This is a genomic window from Enterobacter cloacae complex sp. FDA-CDC-AR_0164 (assembly GCF_003071645.1).
Lineage (GTDB): Bacteria > Pseudomonadota > Gammaproteobacteria > Enterobacterales > Enterobacteriaceae > Enterobacter > Enterobacter ludwigii.
On the sequence record NZ_CP028950.1, the window covers coordinates 4,585,595 to 4,608,225 of the forward strand.

At 54.2% G+C, this 22,631-nt stretch carries 21 protein-coding genes; 10 read left to right on the top strand and 11 right to left on the bottom strand.

What is annotated here, in order from left to right; translation table 11 throughout:
- The first annotated feature begins 46 nt into the window (after nt 1-46).
- Nucleotides 47-364, top strand: a complete 318-nt coding sequence (gene hspQ / locus AM410_RS22665) for a heat shock protein HspQ (protein ID WP_013097248.1) — start codon at nt 47-49, stop codon at nt 362-364.
- A gap of 33 nt (nt 365-397) precedes the next feature.
- Here hspQ and AM410_RS22670 read toward each other — a convergent pair whose 3' ends face one another.
- Nucleotides 398-814, bottom strand: coding sequence for a CoA-binding protein (locus tag AM410_RS22670; RefSeq protein ID WP_073395865.1), 417 nt, complete (start codon nt 812-814; stop codon nt 398-400).
- A gap of 172 nt (nt 815-986) precedes the next feature.
- On the opposite strand from AM410_RS22670, the gene csgI reads away from it, so the two are divergent.
- Both csgI and mgsA read left to right on the top strand, forming a co-directional pair.
- A complete protein-coding gene (gene csgI, locus AM410_RS22675; RefSeq protein ID WP_032679662.1) occupies nt 987-1,649 on the top strand; it encodes a curli synthesis inhibitor in 663 nt (220 codons plus the stop codon).
- A gap of 80 nt (nt 1,650-1,729) precedes the next feature.
- Nucleotides 1,730-2,188: a methylglyoxal synthase gene (mgsA, locus tag AM410_RS22680; RefSeq protein WP_020884788.1), complete on the top strand. Its 459-nt coding sequence runs from the start codon at nt 1,730-1,732 to the stop codon at nt 2,186-2,188.
- Between the two features lie 59 nt (nt 2,189-2,247).
- Here mgsA and helD read toward each other — a convergent pair whose 3' ends face one another.
- Nucleotides 2,248-4,302, bottom strand: a complete 2,055-nt coding sequence (gene helD, locus AM410_RS22685; protein WP_108648510.1) for a DNA helicase IV — start codon at nt 4,300-4,302, stop codon at nt 2,248-2,250.
- A 123-nt stretch (nt 4,303-4,425) separates the two neighbouring features.
- Between helD and AM410_RS22690 the strand changes: the two genes are divergently transcribed.
- Together AM410_RS22690 and yccS are read left to right on the top strand one after the other, a co-directional pair.
- Nucleotides 4,426-4,872, top strand: a complete 447-nt coding sequence (locus tag AM410_RS22690) for a YccF domain-containing protein (protein WP_047742503.1) — start codon at nt 4,426-4,428, stop codon at nt 4,870-4,872.
- 19 nt (nt 4,873-4,891) lie between these two features.
- Nucleotides 4,892-7,054, top strand: coding sequence for a YccS family putative transporter (gene yccS, locus AM410_RS22695; protein WP_020884791.1), 2,163 nt, complete (start codon nt 4,892-4,894; stop codon nt 7,052-7,054).
- Here the strand turns inward: yccS and AM410_RS22700 are convergent.
- Nucleotides 7,011-7,637 carry a TfoX/Sxy family DNA transformation protein gene (locus AM410_RS22700; RefSeq protein WP_020884792.1) on the bottom strand — a complete coding sequence of 209 codons (627 nt, stop codon included), beginning with the start codon at nt 7,635-7,637 and terminating at the stop codon, nt 7,011-7,013. The two genes, yccS and AM410_RS22700, sit on opposite strands and share 44 nt — an antisense overlap.
- 217 nt (nt 7,638-7,854) lie before the next feature.
- On the opposite strand from AM410_RS22700, the gene sulA reads away from it, so the two are divergent.
- Complete coding sequence (gene sulA, locus AM410_RS22705; RefSeq protein ID WP_025204536.1) at nt 7,855-8,364, top strand: SOS-induced cell division inhibitor SulA; 510 nt, start codon at nt 7,855-7,857, stop codon at nt 8,362-8,364.
- A 354-nt stretch (nt 8,365-8,718) separates the two neighbouring features.
- The gene (gene ompA / locus AM410_RS22710) at nt 8,719-9,774 is read left to right on the top strand and encodes a porin OmpA (protein WP_020884794.1); all 1,056 of its coding nucleotides are present in this window, start codon (nt 8,719-8,721) and stop codon (nt 9,772-9,774) included.
- A 69-nt stretch (nt 9,775-9,843) separates the two neighbouring features.
- On the opposite strand, the gene matP is transcribed toward ompA, so the two are convergent.
- Nucleotides 9,844-10,296 carry a macrodomain Ter protein MatP gene (gene matP / locus AM410_RS22715; RefSeq protein WP_014169429.1) on the bottom strand — a complete coding sequence of 151 codons (453 nt, stop codon included), beginning with the start codon at nt 10,294-10,296 and terminating at the stop codon, nt 9,844-9,846.
- A gap of 186 nt (nt 10,297-10,482) precedes the next feature.
- On the opposite strand from matP, the gene AM410_RS22720 reads away from it, so the two are divergent.
- Both AM410_RS22720 and fabA read left to right on the top strand, forming a co-directional pair.
- Complete coding sequence (locus tag AM410_RS22720; RefSeq protein WP_108648512.1) at nt 10,483-12,243, top strand: AAA family ATPase; 1,761 nt, start codon at nt 10,483-10,485, stop codon at nt 12,241-12,243.
- A gap of 68 nt (nt 12,244-12,311) precedes the next feature.
- On the top strand, nt 12,312-12,830 hold the full coding sequence (gene fabA / locus AM410_RS22725) for a bifunctional 3-hydroxydecanoyl-ACP dehydratase/trans-2-decenoyl-ACP isomerase (RefSeq protein WP_014169427.1): 519 nt from the start codon (nt 12,312-12,314) through the stop codon (nt 12,828-12,830).
- A gap of 72 nt (nt 12,831-12,902) precedes the next feature.
- Here the strand turns inward: fabA and rmf are convergent, their stop codons facing one another.
- The 6 genes from rmf to rlmKL form a co-directional block, all read right to left on the bottom strand.
- Entirely contained in the window at nt 12,903-13,070 is a 168-nt protein-coding gene (gene rmf, locus AM410_RS22730; RefSeq protein WP_013097261.1) for a ribosome modulation factor, read from the bottom strand.
- Between the two features lie 257 nt (nt 13,071-13,327).
- Nucleotides 13,328-13,894, bottom strand: a complete 567-nt coding sequence (gene pqiC / locus AM410_RS22735; protein ID WP_025204538.1) for a membrane integrity-associated transporter subunit PqiC — start codon at nt 13,892-13,894, stop codon at nt 13,328-13,330.
- On the bottom strand, nt 13,891-15,531 hold the full coding sequence (gene pqiB / locus AM410_RS22740; protein WP_020884796.1) for an intermembrane transport protein PqiB: 1,641 nt from the start codon (nt 15,529-15,531) through the stop codon (nt 13,891-13,893). Before pqiB ends, pqiC begins: the two co-directional genes overlap by 4 nt.
- Before the next feature lie 4 nt (nt 15,532-15,535).
- Nucleotides 15,536-16,789 carry a membrane integrity-associated transporter subunit PqiA gene (pqiA, locus tag AM410_RS22745; RefSeq protein ID WP_014169424.1) on the bottom strand — a complete coding sequence of 418 codons (1,254 nt, stop codon included), beginning with the start codon at nt 16,787-16,789 and terminating at the stop codon, nt 15,536-15,538.
- A gap of 13 nt (nt 16,790-16,802) precedes the next feature.
- The gene (locus AM410_RS22750; RefSeq protein WP_014169423.1) at nt 16,803-18,710 is read right to left on the bottom strand and encodes an ABC transporter ATP-binding protein; all 1,908 of its coding nucleotides are present in this window, start codon (nt 18,708-18,710) and stop codon (nt 16,803-16,805) included.
- Between the two features lie 12 nt (nt 18,711-18,722).
- A complete protein-coding gene (gene rlmKL / locus AM410_RS22755) occupies nt 18,723-20,831 on the bottom strand; it encodes a bifunctional 23S rRNA (guanine(2069)-N(7))-methyltransferase RlmK/23S rRNA (guanine(2445)-N(2))-methyltransferase RlmL (protein ID WP_032677814.1) in 2,109 nt (702 codons plus the stop codon).
- 98 nt (nt 20,832-20,929) lie between these two features.
- On the opposite strand from rlmKL, the gene AM410_RS22760 reads away from it, so the two are divergent.
- On the top strand, nt 20,930-22,039 hold the full coding sequence (locus AM410_RS22760) for a YcbX family protein (protein ID WP_025204540.1): 1,110 nt from the start codon (nt 20,930-20,932) through the stop codon (nt 22,037-22,039).
- Here the strand turns inward: AM410_RS22760 and zapC are convergent.
- Nucleotides 22,036-22,578, bottom strand: a complete 543-nt coding sequence (gene zapC / locus AM410_RS22765) for a cell division protein ZapC (protein ID WP_014169420.1) — start codon at nt 22,576-22,578, stop codon at nt 22,036-22,038. The genes AM410_RS22760 and zapC overlap by 4 nt on opposite strands.
- Nucleotides 22,579-22,631 lie beyond the last annotated feature (53 nt).

Sequence of the window (22,631 nt, forward strand, 5' to 3'; positions counted from 1 at the left end):
TATTGCCCGCACATAACGTGTAAGTAGTGTTTCCCGGGAGGTGACTATGATTGCCAGCAAATTCGGTATCGGCCAGCAGGTCCGCCACACTTTGCTAGGGTATTTGGGTGTGGTCGTGGATATCGACCCGGAGTATTCCCTTGATGAACCGTCAGCGGATGAGCTGGCGGTTAACGCAGAGCTTCGCGCCGCGCCCTGGTATCATGTGGTGATGGAGGGGGATGATGGACAACCCGTTCACACCTACCTTGCTGAAGCGCAGCTGAGTAGCGAACTGCAGGATGAGCATCCAGAGCAACCCACGATGGATGAACTTGCTCAGACTATCCGCAAACAGTTACAGGCCCCGCGCCTGCGGAACTAAGCGTGTAAAAAAAGCCCGATAAACGGGCTTTTTTTATGACTTCGCCAGCCCCAGACGGGGAATCTCAATCGCCGGACATCGGTCCATTACCACCGTCAGACCGGCTTCTCGCGCCAGCACCGCCGCCTGCTCGTTAATGACACCCAACTGCATCCACAGCGTTTTCGCGCCGATGGCGATGGCCTCTTGTGCCACTCCCCACGTCGCCTCGGAATTGCGGAAAACATCCACCATGTCCACTTTTTCAGGTACCTCGTTCAGCGTGGCGTATCCCTGCTGACCCAGTAAGGTTTTACCGGCCACTTTCGGCGACACAGGGATGACGTGATAGCCCTGATCGAGAAGGTACTTCATCACCCGGTAGCTTGGGCGATCCGGTTTATCGCTTGCCCCTACCAGTGCAATCGTGCGCGTCGATGTCAGAATCTCGGCAATTTCGTTCTCTTTCATGGTTTTCCTCCAGGCTTTTTTATGAGTGTACGTCAAAGCGCACATCTCAACCATGCATCCCATGCAGATGCATGAGGGCAAAACGGCAGAATATGTCTATATGTTAGTAAACGTGATTATCGAAATATTTGGATACATTACCGCGGCCGAGTCATTTCAACAGGAGCCCTCTATGAAAACCGGCATTGCCACTGCTGTGATTGCGTTAGTGATGCCAGTTTGCGTCTTTGCGACCACGCTACGGCTTACAACGGATATTGATCTGCTGGTGCTGGACGGAAAAAAAGTGTCCAGTTCCTTGTTGCGCGGTGCGGACAGCATCGAACTTGATAATGGGCCACACCAGTTGGTATTGCGGGTAGAAAAAACCATCGGCCTCGCTAATCATGAACAACGCATGTATATCTCTGCGCCGCTGATTGTCAGCTTTAATACCCAGCGGGTCAGTCAGGTGAACATTACCCTCCCGCGTCTTGAAACCGAAAAAGAGTCGGCGGCCTTTGACGCCTCTCCGCGCCTTGAACTGCTGGACGGGGATTCAATGCCGATTCCGGTAAAACTCGATATTCTGGCGTTAACCTCGTCCCCGAAAGGCACCGATTACGAGGCCGCGACCGAAATCTATAACAAGGCAGGCAAACGCGCTTCCCTTCCACAGTTTGCCACCAGGATGGCAGACGACAGTACGCTGCTGTCCGGTGTCTCAGAGCTGGATGTTATTCCGCCACAGTCCCAGACGTTAACGGAACAGCGTCTTAAATTCTGGTTCCAGCAGGCCGATCCTGAGACCCGGGCCCGTTTTTTACAGTGGGTGAAGCAACAACCTTCATCATAAGCCACATTTTTTTCGCCTTTCTCTTGCAGCGTCAGGCGGTTCCCGTCATCGTGTAGTCAGTTAACCTGATGGATAAGATTATGGAACTGACAACACGCACGCTACCGGAACGCAAACACATTGCTCTGGTTGCGCACGATCACTGTAAACAAATGCTGCTTAACTGGGTTCGCCGCCATCAGCCATTGCTGGAAAAGCATGCTCTCTCAGCGACCGGGACAACCGGTAACCTGATCCACCGCGAAACGGGTCTGGAGGTCAATGCCATGCTGAGTGGCCCGATGGGCGGCGACCAGCAGGTCGGCGCTCAGATCTCTGAAGGGAAAATTGATGTACTGATTTTCTTCTGGGATCCGCTGAATGCGGTTCCGCACGACCCGGATGTCAAAGCCCTGCTGCGTCTGGCAACGGTATGGAATATTCCGGTGGCGACGAACCTGTCGACGGCAGATTTCATCATTGAATCCCCGCACTTCAACTCACCGGTTGAGATCCTGATCCCGGATTATCAGCGCTATCTTTCCGAAAGACTGAAGTAGTTTTTTGCCCGGTGGCGACACGCTTACCGGGCCTGCAATATTACCGCTCCGCTATCCCGTTAAGGCTTCCTCGCCACTGGGACATCAATACTCTTCAGAATATCGACAAACACCGACGGCTCCTCTTTGTTGAACAGCAGCCACACGCGATGACGCGCGCGGGTCATCGCCACGTACAGCAAACGCCGCTCTTCGGCGTCCGGAAAATCTTCCGGGACCGGCAGTAATGCCTGTTCCATTACCGACTCTCGTGCCGGAGCCGGGAAACCATCGCTCCCCTCTTTAAGCCCCATCACTATCACATAGTCGGCCTGCTGTCCTTTGCTGGCGTGGATGGTCATAAAATCGAGCTGCAGCTTCGGCCAGCGGGTCGCGGCTTTTTCCAGCGCCGCAGGCTTAAGATGGTGATAGCGTGCCAGCACCAGAATACGTTCATCCGGCTTCGCATAGCCGCTCAGTTTGTCCAGCAGCGGCTCCAGCTGATCGTCCGCCAGCAGGGTAACGGCTTTTTTGTCCCCGGCCCGGAGGCTATTTAGCGGTTTTACCAGCTGATGCGGGTTCTGCTGGATAAAGCGGTTGGCAACTTCACCAATCCGGGAATTGAAGCGGTAGGTGGTATCCAGATCGCTGCGATCGCCTTCGCCAAAATAGTGATGGAATGCAGTCGTCAGGGAGAGCTGTGCCCCGCTGAAGCGATAGATAGCCTGCCAGTCATCGCCCACCGCAAACAGCGAGGTATGTTTATTTTGCGCCCTTAACGCCGAGAGCAGCGCGGCACGTTGCGGCGAGATATCCTGGAATTCATCCACCAGGATATGCTTCCACGGGCTGACAAAACGGCCTTTCTCAAGAATGATAATGGCCTGATGGATCAAACCGGAGAAATCGACGGCATTTTCCTCTTTCAGCGCGGTTTTCCAGGCTTTCAGTATCGGAGCCATCAGCTTAACCCGCTTCGAAAACAGGGCGCGGATCGTCTCCGGCGCGCTTTCAATCATCTCGGCCTGCGATCCGCCGTGCATCCGCATCAGGCTAACCCAGCGGTCGAGGCGAGAGCCCAGGCGACGAGCCAGTTTTTCATCCTGCCAGAAATTGCCTGCCGGTACGTCCCAGTTGAGTTCTTCTTCCAGCCACTGACGCCACCCTTTAGCCTGCGCCTTTTTCTCACTGCACTGCTGACGCCACGTTTTAATGAACAACGCCTGACGCGCCTGCGTGTCGTTTTCCAGCTTGCTGATGGCAGGCACTTTTTTACTGCCCTGCTGAATGATATGCAGCGCCAGGGCATGGAAGGTTCTGGCGGTAATATCCCGGGTATGCAGGCGTTCCTGTATGCGTTCGTCCATCTCCTCGGCTGCCTTACGGCCAAACGCCAGCAACAGTATCTGGTCGGCAACAGCCTCACCCGTTGTCAGTAGCCAACCCGCACGGGCCACCAGCACCGACGTTTTGCCGCTTCCGGCACCCGCCAGCACCAGCAGGGAGTGCTCGCCGTTAACCACGGCGCGCGCCTGTGCAGGGTTAAGCGGTGAAGATTCAACCGTGCTGAAAAAGTCGGCATAACGCGTCAGCATGGCATCTGTCCACGCCTGGTTGTGCGCCAGCCGGCTCTTGTCTGTATCGCCAAGCCAGGCCTGACACTGACGCCAGGCGTCACGGCAATTGTCGAACTCGTCAAGACGCGTCACGGATAACGGCAGTGCCGCCAGCGCCTGCCTGATCTTTTGCTGCAACCCGGCCGTCTGCTGGCGGGTGAGCCACGTTTGTTGCTCGTTACTTTGTGCAATATCGTTCAGTACCTGCTGCAGTACCTGAGCGGCAATCACGCTCATATCCTGGCTCCACTGCTGCCAGAGCATATTCAGGTGATGATGGAAGCGCTGGGTCTCAGCCCACTCGGTACCGTGAAGGCGCACGACTTTATCGTCAGGCAGGACAAACTCCAGTTCGCCCCAGACCAACCCGCGTTTACAGTGGATAGCCAGCAGTTGATTAAACGGAATAAGGTATTCGTGGCGTTCTCCGGAGACTTTCACTCCGGCATTAAGGAGGACAACCCTGTCGTAGGGGTGTTGCGCCAGGCGTTTGCCTAATGATGTTGCTTTCAGTTCCATGTCCAGCCGAATCCACGAAGAGATAATTTACCTGACAGTTTAACTGCCAGTTTTAAGGTGCTCCAGCCTAAAAAAACGTTACAATCACTGGGCGTTAATCATATCGAAAGGAACTGAGGGTTTATGCGTACTGTTCTGAATGTTTTGAATTTTGTGTTAGGCGGTTTTGCCACCACTCTTGCCTGGCTTTTTGCCACGCTGGTGAGCATCGTCCTTATTTTTACGCTCCCCCTGACCCGCTCCTGCTGGGAAATCACCAAACTCTCTTTAATCCCGTACGGGAATGAAGCCGTCCACGTTGACGAACTGAACCCGGAGAGCAAAAACGCACTGCTGAACACGGGAGGCACGGTCCTCAATATTCTGTGGCTGGTTTTCTTCGGCTGGTGGCTGTGTGTGATGCATATCTTTGCCGGTATTGCCCAGTGCATATCCATTATTGGTATTCCGGTGGGGATCGCGAACTTTAAGATTGCCGCCATCGCGCTTTGGCCAGTCGGGCGCAGGGTCGTTCCGGTAGAAGTGGCACAGGCGGCACGTGAAGCAAACGCGCGTCGTCGTTTTCAGTAAATAAGGACTGGCCGTGCTTATGCTAAGCCCACTGCTTCGCCGTTATACCTGGAACAGCATCTGGCTTTATAACGTCAGAATATTTATCGCACTTTGCGGCACGGTTGCCCTGCCGTGGTGGCTGAATGACGTAAAACTCACCATCCCGCTCACGCTGGGAGTGGTTGCGGGGGCGCTGGCGGATCTGGACGATCGCCTTGCCGGGCGCCTGCGTAATCTTGTGATTACGCTGGTCTGTTTTTTTATCGCGTCAGCCTCCGTGGAGCTGCTCTTCCCCTGGCCCTGGCTGTTTGCCATTGGCCTTACGCTCTCTACCAGCGGGTTTATTTTGCTTGGCGGCCTTGGGCAGCGCTATGCCACTATCGCCTTTGGTGCCCTGCTGATCGCCATTTACACCATGCTGGGTGTTTCCCTTTACGATCAATGGTACCAGCAACCCATACTGCTGTTGCTGGGGGCCATCTGGTATAACCTGCTGACGTTAACCGGGCATCTTATTTTTCCGGTTCGCCCTCTTCAGGACAACCTTGCCCGCAGCTTTGAGCAACTGGCCCACTATCTTGAGCTAAAATCCCGGCTCTTCGATCCGGATATCGAGGAGGAGAGCCAGTCTCCGCTTTACGATTTGGCTCTGGCCAACGGTCAACTGGTCGCCACGCTTAACCAGACGAAAGCCTCACTGCTTACCCGTCTGCGGGGCGATCGCGGTCAGCGCGGAACGCGAAGAACCTTGCACTACTATTTCGCGGCGCAGGATATACATGAGCGTGCCAGCTCCTCGCACGTTCAGTATGCTGCCCTGCGCGAGAAGTTCCGCTACAGCGACGTGATGTTCCGCTTCCAGCGCCTGCTGTCGATGCAGTCTCAGGCATGCCAGCAGCTGGCACGCTCCATTTTGCTGCGTACGCCCTATCAACATGACCCGCGCTTCGAACGCGTATTTAGCCATCTTGATGCGGCGCTCGATCGCGTTCAGGCCAGTGGAACATCGCCGGAACATATTAAAGCACTGGGATTTTTGCTGAATAACCTGCGGGCGATAGATGCTCAGCTGGCTACCATTGAATCCGAGCAGGCGATGGCGCTCCCCGATAAAGATGTGGAGAATCAGCTTGCTGATGACAGCGTGCATAGCTTCAGCGATATGTGGCTGCGACTGAGCCGCAACTTTACGCCGGAATCGGCACTGTTTCGCCATGCGGTGAGGATGTCACTGGTGCTGTGCGTGGGTTATGCCATCATTCAGATAACCGGGTTACATCACGGTTACTGGATCCTGCTGACCAGCCTGTTTGTTTGCCAGCCAAACTATAACGCCACCCGCCACCGCCTTGCGCTACGTATTATTGGTACGCTGGTGGGCGTCGCTATTGGGCTGCCGGTGCTCTATTTCGTGCCCTCTGTCGAAGGCCAGCTGATCCTGATCGTGATCACCGGTGTGTTGTTCTTCGCCTTCCGTAATGTGCAGTATGCGCATGCCACAATGTTCATCACGCTGCTGGTTCTACTCTGCTTTAACCTGCTGGGTGAAGGATTTGAAGTGGCCCTGCCCCGCGTGATAGATACGCTGATTGGCTGCGCTATCGCCTGGGCGGCGGTCAGTTTTATCTGGCCGGACTGGCGATTCCGTAATTTACCGCGTGTGGTAGACAGGGCGATGAACGCGAACTGTCGATACCTTGATGCCATCCTTGAGCAGTATCATCAGGGTCGCGATAACCGTCTGGCTTATCGTATCGCACGCCGCGATGCGCATAACTGTGATGCTGAACTGGCTTCGGTGGTCTCTAACATGTCCACGGAGCCTCGCGCCACGGCAGAAATTCGGGAAACGGCTTTCCGCCTGCTCTGTCTGAACCATACCTTCACCAGCTATATTTCGACGCTGGGTGCCCACCGTGAGAAATTGACTCACCCGGCCATCCTCGCCCTGCTGGATGATGCCGTATGCTATGTCGATGACGCGCTTCATCACCGACCAGCCGATGAGCCTCGCGTTCAACACGCGCTGGATGAACTGGCTCAGCGTATAACGCATATTGACCCTGGAAGCGACAGCAAAGCACCGCTGGTTCTTCAGCAGATTGGCCTCCTTATCGCTCTGCTGCCAGAAATTTGCCGACTGCAACTGCAGATCGCTACCTGGAGGAGTGATTCTCCTGTGGCTCAGGCAGCGCATTAAACCACTCCGTTAACTCCCGGCGAATTCCCGCCGGGAGTGCCGCTTCATGAAGTCCGGCGATGGCCCCTTCCAGTGCGAAGAGCACTTTAATGCTGAGCGCTTTATTTTTCGCCCGCATCTTTAGCCAGCTCGCACGGGCCCCCAGCTCCCGCAGCGTCTCTTCATCAGTGATTCCGGCTTCAAAGAGCAGCACTTCAAGCTGAAAGGTGAGATTGGGCAAGTCCTTGAGGCGGTTTCGCCGATCACGCTGCGAACGCTCTTTTCGTGCCGCATTGAGCGCGAACGAGGAGAGCTGAAGCAGCCGTTCTCTGTCCTGCCACAGTCCGTCATCGACACGATAATAATTGAGCAGCACCGGGCGACCCCGTTTCATCAGGGTTAAGAATGATGAGGCATTTTTTACACAGTATTTTGCACTTTCCTCACAGGCCCGGAGATACAGCTCCCCGTCGGAGACCATAGCGAAGACGGCATCATCTACGGCCAGGGTATACCCACCGAACAGCGCACGATGGTGGATTTCACCTAAGGGTGAAAGGTATTCCTGGGATTTATAAATCCGTTCATAAGATATCTTTTTCATGATATTTCCCTTCAAAATCATAAAGTAACAACGAAATTTCTTACTAGCGGATCCGTTAGCAGGAAAATAGGCAACTTATCGTCGTTGAGCAAGATGATTTTTCCAGGCGCATCAATAATGAATGAATTTTGCGAGTCGCTTTCCGAAAATGAGGTTGATCTTTATGCATACAGGGGTTACTGTATATCCATACAGTAACTACAGGGCTGGAATGAATATGTACACTTCAGGCTATGCAAATCGCTCAACCTCTCTCTCTTCTTCCGCTGGCAATGTCACGCAGAATTCCACCGGGCGTGTTTCGACAGGGCTTATCAGTGAAGTGGTTTATCGTGAAGACCAGCCCCTGCTCACTCAACTTCTGCTGTTGCCGTTATTACAACAGCTTGGTCAGCAGTCGCGCTGGCAGCTTTGGCTGACGCCTCAACAAAAACTGAGCCGTGAATGGGTGCAGTCCGCAGGCCTGCCGCTGACAAAGGTCATGCAAATTAACCAACTCTCTCCCTGCGATACTGTGGAATCGATGATCCGGGCGTTACGTACGGGGAATTACAGCGTGGTGATTGGATGGTTATCAGACGAATTGACCGATGAGGATCATTTTCGGCTGACGGAAGCGGCTGAAGAAGGTAGTGCGATCGGGTTGATCATGCGTCCGGTTCGACCAGATTCTTATCGCAGAGGACAACTTTCTGGCCTAAAAATTCACTCAAATTTGTATCATTGAGGAAAATTAAGATTATTCCTGGAATTTTTTTTGACCACAAGATGCGATTTTAGTTCCAGGCGCCAAAACTGCGGCAAGGCTTGTCTGGTGCGGTTCTCCTTAATTTTATTGCACAAAACTCGTTCGAAAAATGTTAAATAATCGGTATACGGAACTTTTTTTTTCATATGCCTGACGGACTTCACACTTGTAAGTTTTCAGCTACGTTGTAGACTTTACATCGCCAGGGGTGCTCGGCCTAAGCCGAAGATATCGGTAGATTTATATTTGACCACGCCCCCCGGTGAAGGATTTAACCGTGAATCTCTATTGAGACCTTCATGGCGAATTTTGGATGATAACGAGGCGCAAAAAATGAAAAAGACAGCTATCGCGATTGCAGTGGCACTGGCTGGCTTCGCTACCGTAGCGCAGGCCGCTCCGAAAGATAATACCTGGTATGCAGGTGGTAAACTGGGCTGGTCTCAGTTCCATGACACCGGCTGGTACAACAGCAGCCTGAACAACGATGGCCCTACTCACGAGAGCCAGCTTGGTGCAGGTGCGTTCGGTGGCTATCAGGTTAACCCGTATGTTGGTTTTGAAATGGGTTACGACTGGTTAGGTCGTATGCCATACAAAGGCGACAACGTAAACGGCGCTTTTAAAGCTCAGGGCGTACAGCTGACCGCTAAACTGGGTTACCCAGTAACTGACGATCTGGACGTGTACACTCGTCTGGGCGGCATGGTATGGCGCGCTGACTCCAGCAACAGCATCGCTGGCGACGACCATGACACCGGTGTTTCCCCAGTATTCGCTGGTGGCGTTGAGTGGGCTATGACCCGTGATATCGCTACCCGTCTGGAATACCAGTGGGTTAACAACATCGGCGACGGCAACACCGTTGGTGTTCGTCCTGACAACGGCATGCTGAGCGTAGGTGTGTCCTACCGTTTCGGCCAGCAGGAAGATGCAGCGCCAATCGTTGCTCCAGCGCCGGCTCCAGCTCCAGAAGTACAGACCAAGCACTTCACTCTGAAGTCTGACGTTCTGTTCAACTTCAACAAAGCTACCCTGAAACCAGAAGGTCAGCAGGCACTGGATCAGCTGTACACCCAGCTGAGCAACCTGGATCCTAAAGACGGTTCTGTAGTGGTTCTGGGCTTCACCGACCGTATCGGTTCTGACGCTTACAACCAGAAACTGTCTGAGAAACGTGCTCAGTCTGTTGTTGATTACCTGATCTCTAAAGGTATCCCAGCTAACAAGATCTCCCCACGTGGTATGGGCGAAGCTAACCCAGTTACTGGCAACACCTGTGACAACGTTAAAGCTCGCGCTGCACTGATCGACTGCCTGGCTCCAGATCGTCGCGTAGAGATCGAAGTTAAAGGCATCAAAGACGTTGTAACTCAGCCAGCGGCATAAGTTATCGTCTTATAAAAAAACCCCGCATTGCGGGGTTTTTTATTATCTGAATCTGAAGAAAACAAAAATCTATTTCTTACCCAATAGAGCCTGAAGATCATTCTTCAGCGTCGACATCTGGTTGGCGTACTTCTCTTTATGCTCGGCATCTTCAATCAACTGCACTATCGTTTCTGACAGCGTTTTCCCACGCCGTTGCGCAAGCCCTGCCAGACGTTGCCAGACCATAAACTCCAGGTCGATGGATTTTTTGCGAGTGTGCTGATGCTCCGCATTAAAATGCCGCTTGCGACGCGCACGAATAGTTTGCTTCATCCGGTTTAACAACGCAGGATTAATGTGTTTCTCAATCCAGCCGTTAACCTGTACCGGTTCATTTTCGAGGGTCAGCAAAATATCCACGGCTTCTTGCGCTGCGCTGGCTTCGATGTAGCAGGTGATCAGCTCCCCTTCACGGTGCTTTTTGACCAGGTACTTCCATTTCCAGCCGCTTTCGAGATTTTCCAGTTGTTGATATTTCATTGCGATCTCAGTGTTACCACGTAACTCTGTTCAGAATATCAGTTTTTTGGCAATCTGCTGAAAAGAAATCATATCCTGTGAGTGAATGCAGCCAATCACCCTGCCGAAATGCCCAATCCTGCTTGGGTAGAGCCCCCCGCTTACGGTATACTCCACGCTTTTACATCTAACTAAAAAACATCAACTTTGACCATTACGAAACTTGCATGGCGTGACCTCGTTCCGGATACCGAGAGCTATCAGGAACTGTTTGCACGACCCGATCTCGCAAAAGAACACGAATTCATCCTTAGTGATACGCAACCCCGTTTGCATTATGCGCTGGAGCAGGTGTTAAGCCCCTGGGCAACATCACCCTTCATGATGCTCAAGGCCCCGGAAGAAGCGGAATATCTGACGCTTCTGGGTGATGCCATGCGCCAGTTGCGACCGCAAGCGAACGCCGTCTTTGGCGGCCAATATCGTATCGCGGGACATGATGTCACATTCGAACCGGCAGAGCAGCCCGACGACCGCTTTGCTGCCAGGGGTGAAGTGATTACCGCTAACTGGGTCGAGGCTGAACAACTCTTTGGTTGTCTGCGCCAGTTTAACGGTGAGCTCTCGCTGCAACCTGGGCTGGTGCACCGCGCGAATGGCGGCGTACTGATCATCTCGTTGCGCACCCTCCTCTCACAACCTCTGCTGTGGATGCGCCTGAAAACGGTGGTTAGTCAGCAGCGTTTTGACTGGGTTGGCTACGACGAGTCTCGTCCCCTGCCCGTCTCAGTTCCTTCAATGCCGCTGTCGCTGACCGTGGTGCTGACGGGTGATCGTGAATCGCTGGCTGACTTCCAGGAGATGGAGCCCGAACTGGCTGAGCAGGCGGTCTACAGCGAATACGAAGATAACATCCAGATTACCGATGCCGATGATATGGCACAGTGGTGCCAGTGGGTGTTGAGCGTTGCGGAACGTTTCGCACTGCCAACGCCGGCCGCCGACGCCTGGCCTGGTTTGATCCGCGAAGCGGTTCGCTACACCGGTGACCAGGAGACGCTGCCGCTCTGCCCGCTCTGGATCGGCAAGCAGTTACGTGAAGTGGGTGTCGTCAGCGGTAACGGCGCATTCACCGGTGAGCAGCTGACCCAGATGCTGGCGCAGCGTGAGTGGCGTGAAGGCTATCTTGCTGACCGTATGCAGGATGAAATTCTGCTGGAACAAATTCTGGTTGAGACCGAAGGCGAACGTATCGGGCAGATCAATGCCCTGTCGGTGATTGAATTCCCCGGCCACCCGCGCGCTTTCGGGGAGCCTTCCCGCATCAGCTGCGTTGTGCATGTCGGTGACGGTGAGTTCACTGATATTGAACGCAAAGCCGAGTTGGGCGGCAACATTCACGCTAAAGGCATGATGATCATGCAGGCGTTCCTGATGTCAGAGCTGCAGCTTGAGCAGCAAATCCCCTTCTCCGCCTCGCTGACGTTTGAGCAATCATACAGTGAAGTCGATGGTGATAGCGCCTCTATGGCTGAGCTGTGCGCCTTAATCAGCGCCCTGGCAGAAGTGCCAGTTAATCAGAACATCGCGATCACCGGCTCGGTCGATCAGTTTGGTCGTGCGCAGCCAGTGGGTGGTCTGAACGAAAAGATTGAAGGCTTCTTCTCGATTTGTCAGCAGCGTGGGTTAAACGGCAAACAGGGGGTGATTATTCCTGCCCCTAACGCGCGCCATTTGAGCCTCAGCCAGGACATTCTGGATGCCGTGGAACAGGAACAATTCACCATCTGGGCCATCGAAGGCATTGATGATGCACTACCCTTACTGACAAACCTGGTATGGGACGGCGAAGGGCAAACAACCCTGATGCAGACTATCCAGGAGCGCATTACTCAGGCGACGCAGCAGGATGCTCGTCATCGTTATCCCTGGCCGTTACGCTGGTTAGGCTGGTTTAGTTCAAACTGATCGGACTTGTTCAGCGTACACGTGTTAGCTATCCTGCGTCCTTCACTAAAATAAGGCTTACTGAGAACATGGTAGATAAACGCGAATCCTATACAAAAGAAGACCTTCTTGCCTCTGGTCGCGGTGAACTGTTTGGCGCTAACGGCCCACAGTTACCGGCCCCGAACATGCTGATGATGGACCGTGTCGTGAAAATGACCGAAACCGGCGGCAACTTCGATAAGGGTTACGTAGAAGCAGAACTCGATATCAACCCGGACCTGTGGTTCTTCGGTTGCCACTTTATTGGCGATCCGGTAATGCCTGGGTGTCTGGGTCTGGATGCAATGTGGCAGCTGGTTGGCTTCTATCTGGGCTGGCTGGGTGGTGAAGGTAAAGGCCGTGCGCTGGGTGTGGGCGAAGTGAAATTCACCGGACAGGTTCTGCCTACTGCGAAGAAAGTGACCTATCGTATTCACTTCAAACGCATCGTTAACCGCCGCCTGATTATGGGCCTGGCAGATGGCGAAGTGCTGGTAGACGGTCGTCAGATTTATACTGCAAACGACCTGAAAGTGGGTCTGTTCCAGGACACTTCCGCGTTCTGATTTCGCGTTGAGCGACCCCATAAAGGCGAAACCTCCGCAGTGCGGAGGTTTCTTTTTTTGAAAGAGACGTTATCAGGCTATGAGTGCCCTGTCGCCGATGGCTTCTCGCCAGCCTCCAAGCCATTGTGACCTTTGATTTATCGTCTGATAAGGACACATTTCTTTAGATCGTCCAGCGATGCCGGCCTGATAACCACGTTGATGAGCCCGTTCCAGGCGATCTCGTTTCTGTCTCTTCATGCCTCGTTTCCCTCATTCTTTTGTCTGGTGGAAAGAAAACAGTGTCTGCACAAACTTGCGCAGGCACAGATAACGAATACCCCGAATTAGTCGCAGCGTCAATGTTCAAAATTCATACGGGTGTCATATTTGTGAGCTACCTGGAAGATCATTTGTACAAAAATTGTGACCCGGCACAAGTAACGGTCTGAAGTGAAACTGAAAAAAAAACCGCAATCAGCAACAGGCCGACTGCGGTTTTTACCGATGAATTTTACTTATGGCAGCCGGGAAATCTCCCTGGCGATGCTGGCCGACTCTTGCGCCCAGCCCTGAGCCAGCACTTTCACCATTTCATCATAGCCATCTTTCTGCTGTTTCAGCTCAAGATGGAAAGGACGCTTAATCATCTGGCCCTGATGGTTCAGCAACCACTCTCCGCTAATCACCACCGCACCGTCATAACGGCCATGGAAACCCGTAACCGTGACGTTCAGCGTATCCTGGTCGTTACCCAGCGGCTGCGACGCGACAACCCAACCCGGAAGCTGGCTGCCCAGATTGGCCACCAGCGTGTTGCGCAGCTGCTGATCCAGCGGGCTGGCCCACAGGTTGTTTGTCGCAATCACGTATTTTACGTCGCTGGTCTGGTAGACCACGCCGTTGCCTGCCAGATAATCCGGCACGGCAACCTGCTCAACCCACAGCAGACGGTTTCCCTGACTGGCGGTACTTTGTACCCCGTTTTGCGCTGCAAGAGGCAACTGATAGTAGCTCTTGTTCTCCACGCCTGAACTGCACGCCGTTAACAGCAGAGCGCCAACCATTAATAGCCATTTATTCATTCTTTTGCCCTCTTAGGCTCAGGATCCTTTTTATCTTTCGCTTCGAACACCAGCGCGTTGCTCTTCTCATTGAGCGTTTTCAGAACCGGCTGCAGTTCACGCAAGACCTGATCAAGACGTTGCATATCTGCCACCATCTTGTTGTACGCCGCCGAGCCAGGCTGGAAGCCCTGCATACTGCGGTTAAGCTCACGCAGCGTTTTCTGCATATCCTGCGGCAACTGCTGCATACTCTGGCTTGCGGTGATCTTGTTGATGTTATCCAGCGTGGTTTGCAGGCGACGCATCGTTGCCTGACTTTCGCTGAGCGAACTGGTCGCGGCTTCAATCATCGGATTCAGTGGCAGATTGTTAATCTTATCCAGTGTCTCCATCAGACGCTGCTGGATCTGTGCCAGGCCGCTGCTCACCGTCGGGATGATCTTATAACCACCGAACTCCCGGATACCGGTAATCGGCGGGGCTTTTGGATAGAAGTCCATATCCACATACAGCGCACCGGTCACCAGGTTGCCCGTCTTCAGCGACCCACGCAGACCCCGGTTCATCAGTTCGGTAATATGCGTACCAATATCCTGATTCTCGCCAATCTGGTTGAGCAGACGTTCCGGCTCAATGCGAATCAGCACCGGAATGCGGTAATCGTCATCCAGTACCTGCTGCAGACCCGGTACAAAGAACGGAACTTGCCCCACCGTACCCAGGCGAATGCCGCGGAATTCGACAGGCGCGCCCGGCTGAAGGCCACGGACGGAATCTTTAAAGAACATCAGGAAGTCGATGTGATCGGTATAGAGTGCGTCCTGAATGCTGCGTTGATCGTCAAAGAGCCTGAACGCCGTTTTCTCTGCAACCGGCTGTCCCAAATCTTGCCCTTCCGGCACATCAAAGCTTACACCGCCACCAAACAGCGTGGTCAGGGAGCCCATCTCCACGCGCATTCCCGCTGACGTCAGATCAACCGCGATCCCGCTGTCCTTCCAGAAACGGACGTTGCTGGTGACCAGCCGATCGTTTGGCGCGTTGATGAACAGCTGATAGCTGATGGTGCGCTTTTGCGGATCAAAGGTACTTGTTTCAACCGATCCCACGCGATAACCGCGGAACAGCACGGGATCGCCCGCCGTTAACTGGCCCGCTTTTTTACTGTCCAGGATCACGCGGATGCCTTTCGCATCTGGCGGCGCAAGCGGTGGCGAGTCAAGCAGCTGGTATTGCGCCGGCTGGCTTCCTTTTTTACCCGGCTGCAGTTCAATGTAGGCACCGGAGAGCAGCGTACCTAAGCCGCTGATCCCTTCACGTCCTACCTGCGGCTTGACCACCCAGAAAGCAGAATCACCGTGCAGCAGTTTTTCCATGCCCGCGTTCAGGCGTGCCTTGATTTCCACATGGGTTAAATCGTCGGTCAGGGTTGCGCTTTCAACCACGCCCACATCGACGCTACGGCTTTTGATGGTCGTTTTACCGCCCTCAATCCCCTCGGCATTGGTGGTGATGAGCGTCACTTCCGGTCCCTGATGGCTGTAATGATAAAACAGGATCCATGCACCGATCAGCGCGGTCACGATGGGGAAAATCCACACCGGCGACCAGTTTTTGACCTTCTGCACTTTCGCCTCTCCACTCTTATTTTCCATGCTCTTACTGTTCCTCATGGCTTGATTCAGGCTCACGATCCCACGATAAACGAGGGTCGAAGGTCATGGCCGCGAACATGGTCATAATAACGACCAGCGCAAACATTAATGCCCCCATCGCGGGATAAATACTCATCAATCCGCCCATCCGCACCAGTGCAGAGAGAACGGCAATAACAAACACATCAATCATTGACCAGCGTCCAACAAACTCGACGACTTCATAAATCAGGTGCATGCGTTCGCTGTCGCGTTTGCCATGGCCTTTCGCATCCCAGCAGAGCCAGGCAATAGCGATCATTTTTAACGTGGGTACCATAATACTGGCAATAAAGATCACCCCCGCAACAGGATAGGAGCCTTCACCCCACAGCAGTATTACCCCGGCAAGGATTGTCGAGGGCATTTTGTCACCGAGCAAATCGGTGATCATAATCGGCAGGATATTGGCCGGCAGGTACAACATGATGGAAGTCACCAGCAGCGCCATTGTCCACTGCAGGCTATTTTTACGTCGCACATATCCTTTTGTTTCGCAGCGCGGGCACACATCCAGATCGGCTGGCAGCACAGCAGTGCAGCATGGGCAAGAACGAAGCCCCTGACGAATGCCTGGCACCCCCACCTTTACCGTCTGCACCAGCCTCGGTGCCGGCGCGATATCGTCCCACGCCCAACGTCTGTCCACACACTGGAAGGCGCGCAGTTGCAGAACGCAGTACAGACACCAGGGAACAAAACTGCTGCCGATACCCACATCGCCATACGCCATCAGTTTGACGAAACTGACCAGGATACCTGCCAGAAAGATTTCGGCCATACCCCAGCTTTTTAACTGGAACAGGATACGCGCGAGCCAGATTTTAAGCGCGAGGGGCATCGCGACGCGGTTCACCAGCAACAGAATGACGACCAGACAAAAAGCCGGGACGATCTGTACGAACAGGAGGAAAAAGGTGCCGAGGCTGGCATAGTCTTCCGAGAACATAACCCCCGGAATTTCAAGCAAATCGACCTGGCTGGTCATCCCTCCCACCTTCATATAAATGAAGGGGAAGAGATTGGAAAGCAGCAGCATGAACAACGCCGCCAGCGCATAAGCAGTGGGACGCTGCCTTGGTGCGTCCCACTCGGTTGTCAACGTCGTACCGCAACGGGGACACAGGGCTTTATGTCCGTGACCAAGCTCTGGCAACGCCACGAGCATATCGCATTGAGAGCATAATATATGCCTGTCGGCATGGTGCTGGTCACACATATTGTATCCCTGTTTATGCGCCGTTCTTCAGAGACTCAAGGTACTCCCAGCGCTCAAATGCTTCTTCCAGGGCTTTTTCAGCCGCGGACAGTTCTGCCAGTACTTTTTGAGTATAGTCATGCGATTGGGTAAAGAATGACGCATCAGCGACCTGCGCCTGCAGATCTTCAAGTGCGGCTTCCAGCTCTTCAAGACGCTGAGGGAGTCCTTCCAGTTCGCGCTGCAGGTTATAGCTTAGTTTAACCGAGGTTTTCTTGACAGTTTCTGCTTTTGTTACAGCAGGTTCGGAACTGGTTCTGGATTTAGCCTGTTTTAGCGCCTGAGACTGCGACTGCTGTCCTTTCGCATCGTGATAGCCGCCCACATACTGTCCGATTCGCCCTTCACCTTCGAAGATCCAGCACTCGGTCACGGTGTTATCGACGAACTGACGGTCGTGGCTTACCAGCATCACGGTTCCCTGATAGCCGTCGATCAGCTCTTCCAGCAGTTCGAGCGTTTCCACGTCCAGGTCGTTTGTTGGTTCATCGAGGATCAGCAGGTTACTTGGCTTCAGGAACAGACGTGCCAGCAGCAGACGATTTCGCTCACCGCCTGACAACGCGCGTACCGGCGTCAGCGCACGTTTCGGATGGAACAGGAAGTCCTGCAGGTAGCCCAGCACATGGCGCGGCTTACCGTTAACCATCACCTCTTGTTTACCTTCCGCCAGGTTATCCATCACCGTTCTGTCCGGATCCAGCTCCGCACGGTGCTGGTCGAAGTAAGCCACTTCGAGCTTAGTACCGCAGTGAATGCGGCCGCTGTCAGGCTTCAGCTGATCCAGCATCAGCTTCAACAGCGTGGTTTTACCGCAGCCATTCGGCCCGATCAGCGCGATTTTATCCCCACGCTGAACCTGTGCGGAGAAGTCTTTCACCAGCACTTTGCCATCAACCTGATAGTTGACGTTTTCCATTTCGAAGACAATTTTGCCGGAACGGGAGGCCTCTTCAACCTGCATTCTGGCGCTGCCCATCACTTCGCGGCGCTCGCTGCGTTCACGACGCATCGCTTTCAGCGCGCGAACGCGGCCTTCGTTACGGGTACGACGGGCTTTGATGCCCTGACGGATCCAGACCTCTTCCTGCGCCAGCTTGCGGTCGAATTCAGCGTTCTGCAACTCTTCCACACGCAGGTTTTCTTCTTTCTCCAGCAGATAGGTATCGTAATCGCCAGGGTAGGTCACCAGCTTGCCGCGATCGAGATCGACAATACGCGTGGCCATATTGCGGATAAACGAACGGTCGTGGGAGATGAAGATAATGGTCCCGTTGAAGGTTTTGAGGAACCCTTCCAGCCAGTCTATCGCTTCGATATCCAGGTGGTTCGTCGGTTCATCCAGCAGCAGCACTTTCGGCCCGCTGACCAGCGCGCGGCCAAGCGCAGCCTTACGCAGCCAGCCGCCAGAAAGCGCCGACAGCTCCATGTCCGGTTCCAGTCCGAGCTGCGCCAGCACTTCATTGATGCGGTTTTCGAGCTGCCACAGGCCGTGGTGATCGAGCATCTCCTGCACTTTCGCCAGTTCGTTAAGATTCTTGTCGCTCGGGTCGGTCATCACCAGGTGAGAAATCTCGTGATAACGCTTCAGGTATTCGGCCTGCTCAGAGATACCTTCGGCAACAAAATCGTAAACGCTGCCGGTCACGTGACGCGGCGGATCCTGCTGCAGGCGAGAGACGATAAGATCCTGCTCGTAAACAATACGCCCGTCGTCCAGGCCCTGTTCGCGGTTGAGGATTTTCATCAGCGTGGATTTACCCGCGCCGTTACGGCCGACCAGACAGACGCGCTCGTTGTCCTCGATGTGCAGTTCTGCATTGTCGAGAAGCGGCGAGTCGCTGAAAGAGAGCCACGCGCCGTGCATACTAATTAAAGACATGTATTATTCCTTTCAGACCGCGGAGATCAACCAGCAGTTATGGATCTGACGATTACGGGCAAAGTCCTGGGACAGCGTTTTTTGGCTAATTTCTTGTGCTTTCAGCCCCAGAGCAGCCAGCCCCTCATGATCCATGCGGAAGCCGCGTTTGTTATTCGAGAACATAATGGTACCGCCCTTACGCAGCAGGCGTTTCAGGTCGGTCATCAGGCGCAGGTGATCGCGTTGAACGTCAAAGCTATCTTCCATACGCTTGGAGTTAGAGAACGTTGGGGGATCGATGAAGATCAGATCAAATTGTTCGTCCGTTTCGCGTAGCCAGCCCAGCACGTCAGCCTGCATCAGACGATGCTGACGCCCGGTGAGACCGTTCAGGCGCAGGTTACGTTCTGCCCATTCCAGGTAAGTACGGGACATATCCACCGTGGTGGTACTGCGCGCGCCGCCAAGGCCAGCATGCACGCTGGCGCTGCCGGTATAGGAGAACAGGTTCAGGAAGTCTTTACCCTTGCTCATCTGGCCCAGCATGCGGCGGGCGATACGGTGGTCAAGGAACAGACCGGTATCCAGATAATCGGTCAGGTTAACCCACAGGCGCGCGTTGTATTCGCCCACCTCGATAAAGTCACCCTTCTCACCCATTTTCTGATACTGATTTTTCCCTTTCTGACGCTCACGGGTTTTCAGCACCAGTTTGTTAGGCGCAATGCCCAGCACCGAAATTGTTGCCGCAATCACGTCCAGCATACGCTGACGCGCTTTTTGTGCATCAATCGTTTTTGGCGGCGCATATTCCTGCACCACAACCCAGTCAGCGTAACGGTCAACCGCCACGTTGTACTCCGGCAGATCGGCATCATACAGGCGATAACATTCGATACCTTCCTGTTTCGCCCATTTTTCGAATTTCTTCAGATTCTTACGCAGGCGGTTAGCGTAATCTTCCGCCACACCCGATGGTTTACTGTCCGCCGCTTTCTCGGCCAGATGGTAGTTTTTCTGCACGCAGTCCAGCGGGCCGTTTTTCGCCTTAAACTGGCGTTCGGCACGCAGTTGCAGACAGCTCAGCAGTTCTGGCGAGGCGCTAAACAGCGACAGGTTCCAGCCGCCAAAGTCATTTTTCATATTACGGCCCAGCAGGCTGTGCAGGGCAATCAGCGCCGGTTCGCTATCAAGACGCTCGCCGTAAGGCGGGTTGCTGATAACGGTACCGTATGGGCCTTTTGGCAGCGGATTGGTCAGGTTCGCGACGTCTTTCACCTCGAAGGTGACCAGCTCGCCGATACCGGCACGGCGGGCGTTGCTGCGCGCACGCTCAATGACGCGTGAGTCGCTGTCAGAGCCGTAGAAATGGGAGGTGTACTCCGCCAGACCTTTACGTGCACGGGTCTGCGCTTCGTCTTTGACCTCTTTCCACAGCGCCTCATCGTGCTGCGCCCAGCCGCCGAAGCCCCAATGGCCGCGGTGCAGGCCCGGTGCGCGGTCGGTGGCCAGCATAGCGGCCTCAATCAGCAGCGTACCGGAGCCACACATCGGGTCGAGCAGCGGTGTGCCTGGCTGCCAGCCGGAACGCATCACGATGGCGGCGGCGAGAGTCTCTTTGATGGGCGCCATACCGGTACGATCGCGATAACCACGCAGGTGCAGACCCGCGCCGCTCAGATCCAGAGAGATACTGGCGGTGTCGCCGTTGAGCCAGACGTTGATCCGCAGATCGGGATTTTCACGATCGACGTTTGGGCGTTCCTTATTTTTACGCGTGAAGCAGTCCACAATGGCGTCTTTGACGCGCAGGGCACCATACTGGCTGTTGCGGATTTCATCGTTCACGCCATTAAAGTGCACGGCAAAGGTGGCATTCGGGGAGAAGATCTCTGTCCAGTCGATCATCTGTACGCCGGTATAGAGGTCAAGGTCGCTGTAAACCTTGCACTCTTTCATCGGCAGCATGATGCGTGATGCCAGACGGCTCCACATCAGGCTCTGGTAAATAAGCCGTGTGTCGCCCTCAAAATGGACACCACCCTGAACCACCTGGCACTCTTGCGCACCCAGGGTTTCCAGTTCAGTTTTTAACAGCTCTTCCAGCCCACGGGCCGTACTGGCAAACAGAGAATTCATATCGTCACTTTTACTCTTAGAAAATTGTCGCGCATTATAGCTAATATGGCGTGTATGTCATAAAGTTGAAGGCTTATTTTCATTCGAGGGGCTGTGCAGTGGCGACGTTATCCAGGCTTTTTATTCATCCGGTGAAATCCATGCGCGGGATCGGCGTTTCACACGCGCTGGCCGACATGAGCGGATTTGCCTTCGATCGTATCTTTATGGTCACCGAACCTGACGGTACGTTCATTACCGCACGCCAGTTCCCACAAATGGTTCGCTTTACCCCTTCCCCGCTTTATGACGGTTTGCATCTCACCGCGCCGGATGGCTCCAGCGTGGTGATCCGCTTTGCTGATTTTGCGCCTGTCGAAGCGCCAACGGAAGTGTGGGGCAATCATTTTACCGCGCGCATCGCCCCGGATGACATTAACCGCTGGCTGAGTGGCTTCTTCTCCCGGGATGTGCAGCTGCGCTGGGTCGGCCCGGCGCTGACGCGGCGCGTTAAGCGCCACGAGGCGGTCCCGCTCTCATTCGCGGACGGCTTCCCCTTCCTGTTGACTAACGACGCCTCCCTGCGCGACCTGCAGCGTCGCTGTAAAGCCAGCGTTCAGATGGAGCAGTTTCGTCCCAACCTGGTTGTTACAGGCGCTGACGCCTGGGAAGAGGATACCTGGAAAGTGATCCGTATCGGCAGCGTGGTATTTGATGTCGTGAAGCCCTGCAGCCGCTGTATTTTTACCACCGTCAGTCCCGAAAAAGGCCAGAAACACCCTTCCGGCGAGCCGTTAAAAACCCTGCAGTCATTCCGCACAGCGCAGGACAATGGCGATGTGGATTTCGGCCAGAACCTCATTCCGCGCTCAAGCGGCGTCATCCGCGTGGGTGACGAAGTCGAAATTCTCGCCCGTGGACCCGCAAGAGTGTATGGCGCAGGTCAGGAAGAAGAGTTCGTCGACGTTGAGACGCCAGCCAGTTCGCCCGTAGACATTCACTGGCAGGGCACCGTTATCCGCGGCAACAATCAGCAGGTTTTACTTGAACAGCTGGAACAAGCGGGGATCCGCGTACCTTACTCCTGCCGGGCAGGCATCTGTGGGTGCTGTCGAATCAAGCTGGTCGAAGGAGAAGTCAGCGCGCTGAAAAAATCCGCGATTGGCGATGATGGTACAATTCTGTGCTGCAGCTGTATTCCGAAAACGTCGGTACAGCTGGAAGCTTAAACGGCCTGCTCGAGGCTGAAAGCATCTACGCGTTGCTGCGGTTTCAGCCTGTCATTCATTACCTTAATGGCATCCCCCAGTTGCATCGTCCGCCCGGCAATGGTCACACCGGGCTGGGCCAGCAGACAGAGCGCGGCATTTTCGCCAGGCTCAACCACCAGCAGGCTCACCTCTTCAGCGGTATCGCTCAGGTTTACGCTCGCCGCATCGCCGGTGGCGGGGGACCAGTTCATGCTGTGCGGTAAAAAATGCCAGCTTTTCGGCATTTGCGGTTTCAGGAATCGAATGGCCACTAACGCGTTTAATACCAGTTCGGCGCGCTGCTCTTTAGAAAGCACCAGGTCGCGGCATTTTTCTTCAAAGGAGAAATAAAGCGCAGCGTCGTCAACACAAAAGCCTGACGGGGAGAAGGCGTCCGGGGTTAACATTCGGCGAGCAAAACGGGAACGAAACAACATACCATTGGCTAAATCGAGCATCATGCGGTCATGCTCGTCACAAAAATACCAGCGCCAGTTATCGTCAGGTTTAATTCGCATGTTTCTCTCCCGTCCCCAAACTTCCTGTACTAAAAATGTCCTGTTCGCCGCTT

Excerpts from the sequence above, each read along its gene's own strand:
- pqiB (WP_020884796.1), bottom strand. The coding sequence starts at position 15,531 with ATGGAAAATAAGAGTGGAGAGGCGAAAGTGCAGAAGGTCAAAAACTGG.
- mgsA (WP_020884788.1), top strand. The coding sequence starts at position 1,730 with ATGGAACTGACAACACGCACGCTACCGGAACGCAAACACATTGCTCTG.
- rlmKL (WP_032677814.1), bottom strand. The coding sequence starts at position 20,831 with ATGAATTCTCTGTTTGCCAGTACGGCCCGTGGGCTGGAAGAGCTGTTA.
- yccS (WP_020884791.1), top strand. The coding sequence starts at position 4,892 with ATGCTAAGCCCACTGCTTCGCCGTTATACCTGGAACAGCATCTGGCTT.
- pqiA (WP_014169424.1), bottom strand. The coding sequence starts at position 16,789 with ATGTGTGACCAGCACCATGCCGACAGGCATATATTATGCTCTCAATGC.
- AM410_RS22690 (WP_047742503.1), top strand. The coding sequence starts at position 4,426 with ATGCGTACTGTTCTGAATGTTTTGAATTTTGTGTTAGGCGGTTTTGCC.
- zapC (WP_014169420.1), bottom strand. The coding sequence starts at position 22,578 with ATGCGAATTAAACCTGACGATAACTGGCGCTGGTATTTTTGTGACGAG.
- rmf (WP_013097261.1), bottom strand. The coding sequence starts at position 13,070 with ATGAAGAGACAGAAACGAGATCGCCTGGAACGGGCTCATCAACGTGGT.
- pqiC (WP_025204538.1), bottom strand. The coding sequence starts at position 13,894 with ATGAATAAATGGCTATTAATGGTTGGCGCTCTGCTGTTAACGGCGTGC.
- fabA (WP_014169427.1), top strand. The coding sequence starts at position 12,312 with ATGGTAGATAAACGCGAATCCTATACAAAAGAAGACCTTCTTGCCTCT.
- AM410_RS22670 (WP_073395865.1), bottom strand. The coding sequence starts at position 814 with ATGAAAGAGAACGAAATTGCCGAGATTCTGACATCGACGCGCACGATT.
- sulA (WP_025204536.1), top strand. The coding sequence starts at position 7,855 with ATGTACACTTCAGGCTATGCAAATCGCTCAACCTCTCTCTCTTCTTCC.
- helD (WP_108648510.1), bottom strand. The coding sequence starts at position 4,302 with ATGGAACTGAAAGCAACATCATTAGGCAAACGCCTGGCGCAACACCCC.
- csgI (WP_032679662.1), top strand. The coding sequence starts at position 987 with ATGAAAACCGGCATTGCCACTGCTGTGATTGCGTTAGTGATGCCAGTT.
- ompA (WP_020884794.1), top strand. The coding sequence starts at position 8,719 with ATGAAAAAGACAGCTATCGCGATTGCAGTGGCACTGGCTGGCTTCGCT.
- hspQ (WP_013097248.1), top strand. The coding sequence starts at position 47 with ATGATTGCCAGCAAATTCGGTATCGGCCAGCAGGTCCGCCACACTTTG.
- AM410_RS22700 (WP_020884792.1), bottom strand. The coding sequence starts at position 7,637 with ATGAAAAAGATATCTTATGAACGGATTTATAAATCCCAGGAATACCTT.
- AM410_RS22750 (WP_014169423.1), bottom strand. The coding sequence starts at position 18,710 with ATGTCTTTAATTAGTATGCACGGCGCGTGGCTCTCTTTCAGCGACTCG.
- matP (WP_014169429.1), bottom strand. The coding sequence starts at position 10,296 with ATGAAATATCAACAACTGGAAAATCTCGAAAGCGGCTGGAAATGGAAG.